The following is a 13,508-nucleotide window of genomic DNA, read 5'->3' as shown; positions in this document are numbered from 1 at the left end:
TTTTAAGAATATGAATAAATGGTTTTTTATTTTACTCGTTTTATTACCTTTCCAGTTATTTGCACAAAAGAATGTTTTAACAGATTTTCCCAAAGGATATACGCCTGAGGAAGTGGGAGAACGTTTGTCTTATAGATTTGTTGATAGCAAGCATGCACTTTATGTAGGTAAATGGATTGGGTATTATGAAACATTTACTTGGAACGGTGCGTTGGAATATGCTGCGATGACAAAGAATCATAAATTGCTTAAGCTTATTCGTAAAAAGTTTGACTATTTGCTGACTGAAGAGAAGCAGTATTTGCCTCCTAAAACTCATGTTGATTTAAATACATTTGGAAGTTTGGCACTGAAGTTATATAGGATAACAAAAGATAAACACTATAGGGAATTGGGAATGTCATATGCGGATAGTCAATGGGAACTTCCAAAGGAGGCAACTTCCCAAGAAAAAGAATGGGCAGAAAAAGGATATACTTGGCAGACTCGATTGTGGATTGATGATATGTATATGATTACTATTTTACAAATTGAAGCTTATAAGGTTACAAAAGAGATTAAATATATCAATCGTGCAGCTGAAGAAATGGTTTTGTATTTGGATAAATTACAAAGGCCTAATGGCTTGTTCTATCATGCCTTAGATGTGCCTTTTTATTGGGGACGTGGAAATGGATGGATTGCAGCTGGAATGTCGGAGTTACTTCAATACTTGCCTGAAGATCATAAAGATCATTTGCGTATTATGCAGGGTTATAAGAAAATGATGGAAAGTTTGAAGATATATCAAAATTCGAGAAATATTTGGAATCAATTAATTGATCAGGATGATTGTTGGTCTGAAACCTCTGGGTCTGCAATGTTTGCTTTTGCTTTTATTAAGGGAGTAAAAAATGGTTGGCTAGACGAAAAAGAATATGCGCCACTGGCAAGAAAAGCATGGATGTCTTTAGTTACATATATTAATGAACAAGGCGATGTGACGGAGATTTGTATTGGTACAGATAGAAAAAACGATAAGCAGTATTACTACAATCGTAAACGTTGTGTTGGGGATTATCATGGACAGTTGGCATATCTTTGGTGTGTGAATGCATTATTGGAATAATCAAAATCAAGATGAAATGGGACTAAAAGTTAAACTCATATGCGTTTTTTTATTCGGATTCATTTATTCGTTTTCCCAAACTATTTCCAATTTAGAAAAATATACCAATCCTGTTGTCGATTATAGTCTTCCGGATCCTTCGTTAATATTAGCGGATGATGGTTATTATTATCTTTATGCAACAGAGAATATTCGCAACCTACCAATTCATCGTTCCAGAGATTTGGTAGTATGGGAATTTGTTGGTACTGCTTTTACGGAACAAACGCGTCCAAATTTTGAGCCTCAAGGTAATATTTGGGCTCCGGATATAAACCGAATCGGGAATAAATATGTATTGTATTACTCAATGTCTGAATGGGGAGGAGAATGGACTTGTGGTATTGGATGTGCTGTGTCAGATCGTCCGGATGGTCCATTTAAAGATAATGGAATGATGTTTCGCAGTAATGGTATTAAAGTACAGAATTCTATAGATCCTTTTTATATAGAAGACGATGGGCATAAATACTTGTTTTGGGGGAGTTTCAGAGGAGTTTACGCTATTGAATTAAGCGAAGATGGATTGACTGTGAAGAAAGGAGCTAATCCAATACAGATTGCAGGAACTGCTTACGAAGGTACTTATATCCACAAACATGAGGGATATTATTATATGTTTGCTTCAATTGGCAGTTGTTGTGAAGGCTTGAAAAGTACTTATACGACAGTTGTTGGACGTTCAAAACAATTACTAGGTCCTTATATGGATAAGAATGGAAAGGGTATGCTTGATAACCATCATGAAATTCTTATACATAAGAATGAATATTTTGTGGGTCCAGGACACAATTCGGAGATTATAATGGATAAGGCAGGAAATGATTGGATTTTTTATCATGCAGTTAATGTGAAAAATCCTGAAGGTCGTGTGTTGATGTTGGATAAAATAATCTGGAAGAATGATTGGCCGGAAGTGAAAGGTCAATCTCCTTCATTAGAATCAGAAAGGCCTGAAGTATGATAAATGGAGATACAATGAAAAAGTTATGTTTAATGCTAGGTTTATCGAGCTGTTTGCTTTTGAGTTGCGTACGGTCTCGGCATAATGAAACAAACTTGAGTAGATTAGGAGAAGAACTTTGTTTAGCAGATCCAACCATTATTCGGGAAAATGGAATGTATTATATGACCGGAACTGGAAGAGATGCATCTCAAGGGTTTGTCTTGTTTGAATCAAAGAACTTAAAAGATTGGCATGAGATGAAAAATGACTCTTCCTTGTATATTTTGAAAAAGGGAAATCATGTTTTTGGAGATAGTTGTTTTTGGGCACCTCAGTGGTTTAAAGATAAAAAATGTTTTTATTTAGCTTATACGGCAAATGAGCAGGTTGCATTGGCTATGGCTGATTCATGGATGGGACCTTTTCAACAAATGAAAGCCAACCCTGTTGATATAAGTGAAAAAAATATTGATCCTTTTTTATTTCGAGATGATGATGGGAAATATTATTTGTACCATGTGCGTTTTAACCGTGGAAATTATATTTGGGTAGGTGAATTTGATTTGCAAAAAGGAGAAATTAAGTCTGGGACTTTAAAGCAATGTTTGGATTGTACAGAGCCATGGGAGAATACGGCAAATTATATTTCTAATCCTATTATGGAAGGACCTTCTGTCATAAAATTAAAGGATACATATTATTTATTTTATTCAGCTAATCATTTTATGAATATAGATTATGCAGTAGGATATGCAATCGCTTCTTCCCCTTTAGGACCATGGAAAAAATTTCATGGAAATCCAATTATTCATCGTAATATACTTGGAGAGAATGGTTCAGGACACGGGGATGTGTTTATTGGTGATAAAGACTGTTTATATTATGTATATCATATACATAATTCAGATTCTACTATTTTCCCTCGTAAAACTCGTATTGTACCTTTATGTTTAAAAGAAAACAAAAAGGGTTCGTATGATATTTCAATTGATAAAACAAAGGTGATAAAGCCTTTAAAAACTGAATAATTATGATTCTGAGAAAACTTTTAAGTGGAATTCTTGGGCTTGCGGGGATATTGGGCGTAAATGCATTTGAATATGCTCCGTCTAATGTTTCTGCTTCTATAGCTTTGAAAGTACCAGGCAATATGGCGGTACATTATCCTTTAATACTGAATAAGTTGTCAAATGGAAATTTTGATTATCAGTTGGTGAGTAATCATAAATTGCCGGTATTGTTGTATCAGAATATAACGGGAGAAGGGCAAACCAAACAAATCAGTTTGTGGATGGTTGCTTTAGAGGATGTGTATTTCAATTTTGGTGAGCAGGTAAAATCGGATGCGCGCCATGATGACTGTTTGTTTTATATGCCTGGTTTCTGGTATCGCCGCAATCTTCGTTCTCCAAAGGAAGCACCTTCATTTCATACCTCAGACAGCTGGCTGGTGCGTGAGGATTGTCTGAGTACGCCTATGACTACAATTTTTGATGAAAAAAATAAGAAGTCGATTTCTGTCACTCGTATTGCAGAGTTTGAAGATGAGGCATTGACTACTCATAAAGAGGGAGAAGTGATTCTTTCTGGTAAAACGTCTATTGGCTATACTGGATTTGAGAATGTGAGCGGAACAGCTACATTGTCCTTTGGCTATCCTTATAAAGAAGCTCCGAAGAGTTATATCCGTAAGTTAACTTTGGCTCCTTCTGTAGAAGCATATCAGTTCTTGAAGAAAGGAGAAACCCTGACACTGACATGGGAAATTCATGAAACTACAGCAGATGATTTTTCTGATTGTGTGAAGCAGGCTTGGGAATATAGCTATGATTTGTACAAACCGACTCCGGTAGAAACACCTTATACAGATGAGATTATAAAAGAAGTATTGAGTAATTTCTTTGTGGAAAGTTATGTGGATGATACACCTACTAAATATTATTCTGGTGTAGAACTGCGTACAGCTACTTGTGAAAATTTGGATGTAGCTGAAGTTGGTTTCGTAGGCCGTACTTTGTTGAATGCGTTTAATGCCTTGGAATATGGAGAAGGAAAGCAGCGTGCTGATTTGGTGAAAAATGCAAATAGTATCTTCGACTCTTATTTGCAGCATGGTTTTTCTGAAGCCGGATTCTTTAATGAGGTTGTACACTATAAACGCAACTTTGTAGAAAAAAATCATAGTATCCGTCGTCAGTCAGAAGGGGTTTATGCTGTGTTGTATTATTTGAATTATGAAAAACAACACGGACGTAAGCATCCGGAATGGGAAAAACGATTAAAGACAATGCTTGATGCTTTCTTGAAATTACAGAATCCGGATGGAAGTTTCCCTCGTAAATTCAAGGATGATTTTTCTCTTGTAGATAAGTCGGGAGGAAGTACACCTTCTGCAACTCTTCCTTTAGTAATGGGATACAAATATTTCAAGGATAAACGTTATCTGGAAGCAGCTAAACGTTCTGTGGGTTATTTGGAAAAAGAACTGATTTCGAAGGCAGATTATTTCTCTTCTACTTTGGATGCGAATTGTGAGGACAAAGAAGCGTCTTTATATGCTTCTACAGCTGCATATTATTTGGCTTTGGCAACGAAGGGACAAGAACGTGTACATTATGCGGAGCTTGCTAAGAAAGCGGCTTATTTTGCATTGTCATGGTATTATACCTGGGATGTTCCGTTTGCAAAAGGACAGATGCTGGGTGATATTGGCTTGAAGACTCGTGGCTGGGGAAATGTTTCTGTAGAAAACAACCACATAGATGTGTTTATTTTTGATTTTGCAGATGTGCTTCATTGGCTGTCTAAAGAGTTTAATGAACCTCGTTTTACAGCATTTTCTGAAGTGATAAGTTCTTCCATGCGTCAGCTGCTACCTCATGAAGGTCATTTGTGTGGAATTACTAAGAAAGGATTTTATCCTGAAGTAGTACAGCATACGAATTGGGACTATGGTAAAAATGGAAAAGGATATTATAACGATATTTTTGCTCCAGGCTGGGTGGTCGCTTCGTTGTGGGAACTTCTTTCACCTGGACGAGCTGAAAACTTCTTGAAATAATATTCATCTAAACGGAAATAAAAATCCCCTTATCCCAGTTTTGAGTCAAGGGATAAGGGGATTTTCATATATAAACCAAAGATTATTATCTTACTAGGATTACCAAATAACGTGATACACTCCAGAATTCATTCGGATTATTGATTTTCAGAGTCAGCTGACCTTTGTCATCTTTAACAAGTTCGTATGAACTCTGTGGGTGAGTAGTCAGTAATTCTGCTCGTTTGGAGTACAGCTTGATTTCTTTTTCTTTACGAATATCAATCTGGGTAAAGTAATCTTTGTTGAAATCATTGTCTTTCAGTACGTCACCTTTCTTCAAAATCTTCTGGTCTTTCAACTCAGATTTAGTGCCGAATACATACCAGGCTGTGTTGAGGGCTTTATCCTGAGCTTCTACAGTCTTGGTTTTTGCTTCATTTTCTGCGCTCAGCTCGTCTACGTTCTTATTCAAGTCCATAACAGCTTCATCCAACTCTGCAATACGGATATTCTTTGCAGCCAATTCAGCTTGCAGGGTTTCAATCTGCTGCTGTTTGGCAGCCAGTTCAGCAGTGAGGTTCTTTACAGCTTTTTTCAACTGGGCAGATTGGTATTTGCTATTTTTCAGTTGCTCTTCTAATTTTGCAATCTGTTCGCGATTTGATTTCAGTTTTTCGCTAATGAAACGAATATCATCTTTTATCTTATCGGCAGCCGACTGGCTTTCTAATGTACCTTCTTTCAAGTCTACACGGTTTTCAGCTTCGTTGATTTCGCGGAATCCTTCTTGAATTTCATTAAAGGCTCCCATGATTTCGTCCAGTTCTGTGTCGCGGTTAGAGAGTACAAGCATCAGTGAATCGTTCTGAGCTTGTAAAGTGCTTTTGTTCTGGCCTGAATTATTACATGCTGTCAGCAGGGCAGCAGCACATAAAGCAGATAAAACAACCTTTCTCATAGTTTTTGAATTTAGAATTATAATTTAGTTATCTTTTCCTCCTAATATAATGACGATTTCTCCTCTTGGTTCAGTCTCTGTGAAGTGTGTAATTACTTCCTGAAGGGTTCCTCTGACGCTTTCTTCATGTATTTTAGAAATCTCCCGACATACGGAAACCGGGCGTTCGGCTCCAAAAACTTCCGCAAACTGGGTCAGCGTTTTAAGCAGGCGATAAGGAGATTCATAGAAAATCATGGTACGGGTTTCGTCTTTCAGCGCATTCAGTCGTGTCATGCGACCTTTTTTTTGAGGAAGGAAACCTTCAAAGCAGAAACGTTCATCTGGAAGTCCTGATGAAACTAATGCCGGTACAAAGGCCGTAGCTCCAGGCAGACATTGCACTTCTATGCCGTTTCTTACACATTCTCTTACTACAAGGAATCCGGGATCGGATATTCCAGGAGTGCCGGCATCTGAAATTAAAGCTACCGTTTGCCCTCCTTTTATGCGGTTAACAATGCTTTCCACCGTTTGATGTTCATTGAATTTATGGTGTGACTGCATTGCATTTTTAATTTCATAATGTTTTAAAAGGATACCCGATGTACGTGTATCTTCAGCTAAAATCAGGTCCGCTTCTTTCAATACGCGGATAGCTCGAAATGTCATGTCTTCCATGTTACCTACCGGAGTAGGTACGACATATAGTTTTCCCATACTTTGTACTTCATGTTATGATAGCAAAGGTAAAAAGTTTTCGTATTTACGTGTTCGATTTGTCAAACATTTAACAGAAGTTTTCTCTTTACATGCTGTTTTCGTCCCTATTAATAAAAATACGTCGATTTTTCGTGGATTTCGATTCGTCGTTGTAATTTTGCAATTGTTTTTATGTCATGAAAGAAAATATGGTAGTATATTCAGAAGATCATCGGGAGGAGACCTGCCGCAGAGGAAGGATTGAAGTGATATGTGGTTCTATGTTTTCCGGTAAAACGGAAGAGTTGATACGGCGTTTGCGTAGGGCTACTTTTGCCCATCAGCGGGTAGAGATATTCAAGCCGTCTATTGATACCCGTTATTCAGAGGAAGAAGTGGTGTCACATGATAATAACAGTATCAAATCAACCCCGATTGATTCTTCCGCCAGTATCCTTTTGTTTACTTCGGAGATAGACGTGGTAGGCATTGATGAAGCGCAGTTTTTTGATGATGGATTACCCGAAGTGTGTAATGAACTGGCTAATCGGGGCGTGCGGGTTATTATCGCAGGGCTTGATATGGATTTTAAGGGAGTTCCGTTTGGACCGATTCCTGCGTTGTGTGCCATTGCCGATGAGGTGACTAAAGTGCATGCCATTTGTGTGAAATGTGGTAACTTGGCTTATGTTTCGCATCGTACCGTGCTCAATGACAAAAGAGTGTTGTTGGGGGAAAAAGAAGAATATGAACCCTTATGCCGCTGCTGTTATCAGAAAGCTTTAAAAGAAGGCGTGTCTAAGTAGTTGATAATTAGTGGCTGTTTAAATTTATTGAAAAAATATTCCAATAATGTTTGGTAGTTATCATAAAAATATCTACCTTTGCACTCGCAATCGGGAAATAACCGATGCGGCAAAGGACTGATTCGCTAGCTCAGCAGGTAGAGCACAACACTTTTAATGTTGGGGTCCTGGGTTCGAGCCCCAGGCGGATCACTCGGAAGAGCGATTATCTTTAAAAGATAGTCGCTTTTTTTATTGTTAAATCTTTTGTGAGTCGATAAAAATAAAAGGAGACACCAAATAAATGATGTCTCCTTTTATTTTGTCTTTTTCAGGGAATACTGAATTACACGTTTGCACGTTTTTCCTGAATTCTGGCTTTCTTACCGGTAAGTGCACGCAAGTAGTACAATTTAGCGCGACGAACTTTACCAACTTTGTTGACAGTGATGCTGTCGATAGCCGGAGATTCCAATGGGAAGATACGTTCAACACCCACTGTTCCTGACATTTTACGTACAGTGAAACGTTTCTTTTCACCGTGACCTGAAATTTTGATAACAACACCGCGATACAACTGTACACGTTCCTTGCTACCTTCAACGATACGGTATGCTACTGTGATTGTGTCACCGGCTTTGAATGAAGGATGCTGTTTGCCAGTAGCAAATGCTTCTTCTGCAATTTTAATTAAATCCATGTTTTGTAATAAATTAAATTGTTTGATCGTTACAACGCAACATATCAAGTAACTCTTCTTTGACAGCGATTGCGCGAAAGCGGGGCAAAGGTAGTGTTTTTCTGCGAAGTAGCCAAATGTTTCCTGCGCATTTTATTAAAAAATGAGAAGTCTTGTGGATAGCTTTTACCATTCTTTTGAGCATGTTCCTTTTTTCCGTATTTTTGACTGCAAATAAACCTTGTTTTATGAATTATCTCAATGTTAGACTTGTAAAAAGTGCAGTTGCCGGCGTGTTGGCCGGGTGGCTGCTGGCCAGCTGTAGCTCAGGTTATTCGCTGGCAGGTGTGGAAGGCGGAAGGGTGGCCATTACTGATGTGTACGACCGTAAACCGGATGCCGAAGCGTTGAATATCTTGAAACCTTATCAGCAGAAAGTCGATAGTATTATGTCGCCGGTCATCGGACATTCGGCAAAGAACCTGACCGCATACCGTCCGGAATCTCCGTTGTCTAATCTGATGGCCGATGTACTTCGTCAGGCAGCGGTGCGGGCGATTGGCAAGCCGGCTGATGTCGCTGTCATGAATATGGGTGGTATCCGGAATGCAATGCCTGAAGGTGAAATTACCTTTGGAACGGTGTATGAAATTGCTCCCTTCGAGAATGCCTTGTGTGTGCTGACAATGGATGGGGCCACCTTGAAGGAGTTGTTCGGACAAATAGCTTCTGTACATGGAGAGGGCCTTAGTGGTGCCGCTTTGAAAATAGATGCTGAGGGAAATCTCTTGGAAGCGAAGGTGAATGGCCGGCAGATTGATGTAAAGAAAACCTATACAGTAGCTACCATTGATTATTTGGCTGAGGGAAATGATAAGATGGAAGCGTTCCGTCGGGCTTCTTCCAAAATATTCCCGAAAGATGCGTTGTTGCGCAACTTGTTGCTTGACTATGTAAAACAGTGTGAGCAGAAAGGACAATTTGTGATTTCGCAGGTAGAAGGAAGAATAAAAGTGAGTGCGTCCAATTGAAAAATAGAAAAGAGATGAAAAAGATATATTGTTTATGTCTGGCGTGTCTGCTGGTGAGTGTGGTGGCCGCACAGTCGGTAAAAGAATTGTATATATTTCATACGAACGACATGCATAGTCGTATCGAACCCTTTGCCTCTTATTTCCCTGATACGGTACTGGCCGGAAAGGCAGGTGTGTTGCGTCGGGCGGCTTTTGTGAAAGAACAGCGCCGTGAGCACAAAGATATGTTGCTGTTCGATTCTGGTGATTTTTCTCAGGGAAGTCCCTATTATAATTTGTTTAAGGGAGAGGTAGAAATCAAGATGATGAATGAGATGGGGTATGATGCAGGTACGATTGGAAATCATGAGTTTGATTTTGGCCTGGACAATATGGCCCGCTTGTTCAAGATGGCAAATTTCCCGATTGTATGTGCCAATTATGATGTGGCAGGTACTGTGCTGGAAGGTTTGGTGAAGGAGTATACCGTCATTGAACGCGATGGAATACGTATCGGTGTGTTTGGACTGGGACCGGAGCTTGACGGTCTGGTGGCGCATGCCAATTACGGGAATGTAAAATTTGAAGATCCTGTTTCTGAAGGCCAGCGTGTAGCCGACTTGCTGAAGAACCAGGAACATTGTGACTTGGTGATTTGCCTGTCGCATTTGGGATGGAAAGGTGAACCTTATTCGGATATAGAACTGATAGAGAATACCCGTAACATTGACATTGTATTAGGAGGACATTCTCATTCCTTCTTTGAAGGTCCGGAGTTTTATAAGAATCTTGACGGAATAGAGGTGCCTGTGCAGCAGATGGGAAAAAGTGCGGCATTTGTCGGGCGTATGGTTGTCAAGATGCAGAAAAATTAAAACAGATAGGGTAGAATGAAAAAACGGATTTTGTGGTGTATATTGTGTGCTTGTCTGGTCTCGACTAGTCTCTTTGCGCAAGAGCCTGCGCTCTTGAGCCGGGTACACGACACGGAAGCCTGCCGGAAATGGGTAGACGGGCAGATGGAGAAAATGACGCTGAAACAGAAAGTGGGTCAGTTGTTCATTTATACTCTCCAGCCGGTGACAAACCAATACAGCAAGAATGTTTTGCGAAAGATGGTCGATGACTATGGAGTAGGAGGGCTGTTGTTTACCGGTGGAGAACTTCGGAAGCAGGTGCAGATGACCAACTATGCCCAGGCTCATGCGTCGGTGCCTTTGATGGTGACTTTTGATGGTGAGTGGGGATTGGGAATGCGCTTGAAAGATACCCCTTCTTTTCCCTACAATCGTGTGTTAGGATGTATACAGAATGATTCATTGCTTTATGAATATGGTAAGGAAGTGGCTCGTCAGTGTCGTCTGATAGGTGTGCAGATTAATTTTGCACCGGTAGCCGATGTGGATAACAATCCCAATAATCCGGTAATCAATTTTCGCTCTTTTGGTAGTGGCCCGAAGAGGGTGGCCGAAAAAGTGGCAGCTTATGTAAAAGGATTGGAGGACAATGGCGTGATGGCGGTGTGTAAGCATTTTCCCGGGCATGGAGATACGGAAATTGATTCACACAATGCGTTGCCTGAATTGAACTTTGACCGCGCTCGTCTGGATAGTATCGAGTTGTATCCGTTTAAGAAAGCCATTGAGGCAGGAATTGGCGGTGTGATGGTAGGTCATTTGCATGCTCCGAGTTTAGGTGAAGGGCCTGCTTCCATTTCGCAGGAAGTAATTATGCATACACTGATTGATGAATTGCGTTTTCATGGACTGGTGGTAACGGATGCCCTGGAGATGAAAGGCATTGCCGGGCATGAGGATGTGTGTGCCCGTGCCTTGATAGCAGGAAACGATGTGGTTTTATCTCCTCGTAATTTGAAAAAAGAAATTGACGGTGTGATGTCGGCGCTTAAAAAAGGTCGTCTGTCGGAAGCTGATATTGACCGGAAATGTCGGAAAGTACTGTCATTTAAATATGCGCTGGGACTTTCTTCCTGGAAAAAAGTGGAAGAAGAAGGACTTGCAGAAAAACTGGTAACGCCGGAGCTTCTGTCGCTTCAGCAGGAATTGTCAAAAGCGGCAGTGACGGTACTGAAGGATTCTTCGTCATTGGTTCCGCTTGATTTATCTGTATCGGGAACGGTGCTGTTGAGTGTCTCTCCTTCCTTGTCGGAAGCTTATCCTTTTTATCATCAGTTGAAGCAGACTTTTCCGGTTGGCTGGCTGCATGCGAATGTAGATTCGTTAGATGCCGTGGAGGCACGTCTGCGCCCGACACAGCGAGTATTGGTGGCCTTACATTCCGATAAAGTGGAACCGTATGCAGCTTTGCTGGAAAAACTGGCCAAAGACAAGCCTTTGGCTTTGATTTGCTTTGGCGATATGAAGATGCTGGAAAAGATTCCGGAAGTGGTCCGCCATGCTTCTACTGTAATATTGGCGCATTCTGATGAGAAGTTTGTGCAGCGTCATGTGGCCGATTTATTCTTAGACAATGCGTATGCTGACGGACGTTTGTCTATTCCGTTGTCGGGATTGTTTAAGGCGGGGGATGGACTGACTGTCGACCCGGAAGCTCCTCGTCAATATAGTCCGGAGGATGTGGGGATGAATGCTTCGATATTGTCGCAGATAGACAGCATTGCGGAAGAAGGTATTCGGCTGAAGGCTTATCCAGGATGCCATGTAATGATCTTGCGGGAAGGTCTTCCGGTCTACAACAAGTGTTTCGGCAGTTATACCTATGAGGGTAAGGAACCGGTCAAGGAAAATAGCTTGTATGACCTGGCCTCTTTGACGAAAGTCACGGCTACGCTGCTGGCCGTGATGAAGCTTTATGATGAGGGAAAATTCGGACTGACCGACCGGGTAGCTGATTATTTGCCTATACTGAAAAAAACGGATAAGTCGCGTATTACGGTCCAGGATTTACTTTTCCATGAATCTGGGTTACCTGCCTATTGGCCTTTCTATGAGGAGGCTGTGGATATGAAGTCTTGCAAAGGAGGATTGTTCCGTAAGAAGCCCGATAAAAATCACACGTTGAAACTGGCCGAGAATGTGTATGCCTGCAATGATTTCCGTTATAATCCGGAGTGGGTATCGCATGTTCCTTCTGCTGAATATCCGCTTCAGGTAGCAGACAGTTTGTTCTTGAGAAGTGATTTCAGTAAGAATATAGTGGAGCAGATTGTAAAGCTTCCTTTGAAGGGGAAGTCCTATCGTTACAGTTGCCTGAACTTTATGCTGCTGAAAGAAATGGTGGAAAAGATAGCGGGTATGCCAATGGATGTGTATTTGGATAGCGTATTCTATGCCCCGATGGGGTTACGTCATACAACCTTCTTGCCCTTGCGTAAATTTCCTAAGGAGCAGATTGTTCCTTCTGTAGAGACTGATTTTCTTCGTGGAGGCAGGTTGCAAGGATTTGTGCAGGATGAGGCGGCTGCTTTTATGGGTGGTGTATCCGGAAATGCCGGTTTGTTTTCTACTACGCAGGATGTGGCAAGAATAGCACAGATGTGGCTGGACAAAGGAATCTGCGGTGACCGGAGATACCTTAGCCGGGCAACTTGTGAGCTTTTCACTACATTGAAGTCGCGTGACAGTCGGCGGGGCTTAGGTTTTGATAAACCCGATGCGGAACATACGGACAACAGTCCTTGCAGTCCTGAAGCACCAGCTTCGGTGTTTGGACATACAGGTTTCACGGGAACTTGCGTGTGGATAGACCCGGATAACGAGCTGATTTTTGTGTTCTTGAGCAACCGGACTTATCCATCTGTCTATGAACCGAATAACCTGGTCCGTTATAACATACGCACGCGGATGCAGCAGGTGATGTATCAGTCTATCCTGCATTGATGCTATTTAGACATGATATAAATTGGGTAGAAAATGCAAAGTGGATGTGACAACTGATTGGAAAAAGATTAACTTTGCACTATCAATTTAGGACTAATAATAACTTAACTTTTTTACTACAATGGCTTACGTAATTAGTGACGATTGTATCGCTTGCGGTACTTGTATCGATGAATGCCCGGTTGGAGCAATCTCAGAAGGTGATAAATATTCAATCAATCCGGACGCTTGCACAGAATGTGGAACTTGTGCTGACGTTTGTCCTTCTGAAGCAATTCACTTGGGATAATCGAATCGTCTGTATGACACACAATAAGGGAATTCTTTTTGGAGAATTCCCTTATTTTTTTGTTCTTGAGGAGGCGTGGAAAAACGCACTTGCGTTTGAACTGAAAT

12 protein-coding genes and 1 tRNA gene are annotated in these 13,508 nt (G+C 40.8%); 10 read left to right on the top strand and 3 right to left on the bottom strand.

The window, feature by feature from the left end; translation table 11 throughout:
• The first annotated feature begins 10 nt into the window (after positions 1-10).
• From WKT20_RS16075 to WKT20_RS16060, 4 genes are read left to right on the top strand one after another with little or no spacing between them, the layout of a single operon-like run.
• Positions 11-1,108: a glycoside hydrolase family 88/105 protein gene (locus WKT20_RS16075; protein WP_340417702.1), complete on the top strand. Its 1,098-nt coding sequence runs from the start codon at positions 11-13 to the stop codon at positions 1,106-1,108.
• 16 nt (positions 1,109-1,124) lie between these two features.
• Positions 1,125-2,111 carry a family 43 glycosylhydrolase gene (locus WKT20_RS16070; protein WP_118163724.1) on the top strand — a complete coding sequence of 329 codons (987 nt, stop codon included), beginning with the start codon at positions 1,125-1,127 and terminating at the stop codon, positions 2,109-2,111.
• Positions 2,112-2,125: 14 nt separating this feature from the next.
• Complete coding sequence (locus WKT20_RS16065) at positions 2,126-3,121, top strand: glycoside hydrolase family 43 protein (RefSeq protein WP_204396698.1); 996 nt, start codon at positions 2,126-2,128, stop codon at positions 3,119-3,121.
• A gap of 2 nt (positions 3,122-3,123) precedes the next feature.
• Positions 3,124-5,154: a hypothetical protein gene (locus WKT20_RS16060; protein WP_340417701.1), complete on the top strand. Its 2,031-nt coding sequence runs from the start codon at positions 3,124-3,126 to the stop codon at positions 5,152-5,154.
• Between the two features lie 85 nt (positions 5,155-5,239).
• Here WKT20_RS16060 and WKT20_RS16055 read toward each other — a convergent pair whose 3' ends face one another.
• Together WKT20_RS16055 and rsmI are read right to left on the bottom strand one after the other, a co-directional pair.
• Positions 5,240-6,094, bottom strand: coding sequence for a Cbp1 family collagen-binding glycoprotein adhesin (locus WKT20_RS16055; protein ID WP_340417700.1), 855 nt, complete (start codon positions 6,092-6,094; stop codon positions 5,240-5,242).
• A gap of 24 nt (positions 6,095-6,118) precedes the next feature.
• Positions 6,119-6,793 carry a 16S rRNA (cytidine(1402)-2'-O)-methyltransferase gene (rsmI, locus tag WKT20_RS16050; RefSeq protein WP_118441099.1) on the bottom strand — a complete coding sequence of 225 codons (675 nt, stop codon included), beginning with the start codon at positions 6,791-6,793 and terminating at the stop codon, positions 6,119-6,121.
• Positions 6,794-6,984: 191 nt separating this feature from the next.
• On the opposite strand from rsmI, the gene WKT20_RS16045 reads away from it, so the two are divergent.
• Both WKT20_RS16045 and WKT20_RS16040 read left to right on the top strand, forming a co-directional pair.
• The gene (locus WKT20_RS16045) at positions 6,985-7,581 is read left to right on the top strand and encodes a thymidine kinase (RefSeq protein ID WP_040312301.1); all 597 of its coding nucleotides are present in this window, start codon (positions 6,985-6,987) and stop codon (positions 7,579-7,581) included.
• Positions 7,582-7,700: 119 nt separating this feature from the next.
• Positions 7,701-7,773 (top strand) — tRNA-Lys (locus WKT20_RS16040).
• 133 nt (positions 7,774-7,906) lie between these two features.
• On the opposite strand, the gene rplS is transcribed toward WKT20_RS16040, so the two are convergent.
• On the bottom strand, positions 7,907-8,260 hold the full coding sequence (rplS, locus tag WKT20_RS16035) for a 50S ribosomal protein L19 (protein ID WP_007557752.1): 354 nt from the start codon (positions 8,258-8,260) through the stop codon (positions 7,907-7,909).
• Between the two features lie 227 nt (positions 8,261-8,487).
• On the opposite strand from rplS, the gene WKT20_RS16030 reads away from it, so the two are divergent.
• From WKT20_RS16030 to WKT20_RS16015, 4 genes are all read left to right on the top strand, one after another.
• Complete coding sequence (locus WKT20_RS16030) at positions 8,488-9,270, top strand: 5'-nucleotidase C-terminal domain-containing protein (protein WP_118166271.1); 783 nt, start codon at positions 8,488-8,490, stop codon at positions 9,268-9,270.
• Between the two features lie 14 nt (positions 9,271-9,284).
• Positions 9,285-10,127 (top strand): bifunctional metallophosphatase/5'-nucleotidase, encoded by an 843-nt coding sequence (locus WKT20_RS16025; RefSeq protein WP_117700797.1) that lies wholly within the window; start codon positions 9,285-9,287, stop codon positions 10,125-10,127.
• 15 nt (positions 10,128-10,142) lie between these two features.
• A complete protein-coding gene (locus WKT20_RS16020) occupies positions 10,143-13,112 on the top strand; it encodes a glycoside hydrolase family 3 N-terminal domain-containing protein (protein WP_340417699.1) in 2,970 nt (989 codons plus the stop codon).
• A gap of 121 nt (positions 13,113-13,233) precedes the next feature.
• A complete protein-coding gene (locus tag WKT20_RS16015) occupies positions 13,234-13,401 on the top strand; it encodes a DUF362 domain-containing protein (RefSeq protein WP_007557742.1) in 168 nt (55 codons plus the stop codon).
• Positions 13,402-13,508 lie beyond the last annotated feature (107 nt).

The organism is Phocaeicola sp. ICN-14070, assembly GCF_037892625.1.
In the GTDB taxonomy this organism is placed as follows: Bacteria; Bacteroidota; Bacteroidia; order Bacteroidales; family Bacteroidaceae; genus Phocaeicola; species Phocaeicola plebeius.
Note: the sequence above shows the minus strand (reverse complement) of the source record. Positions and strands in the feature narration are given on the sequence as shown.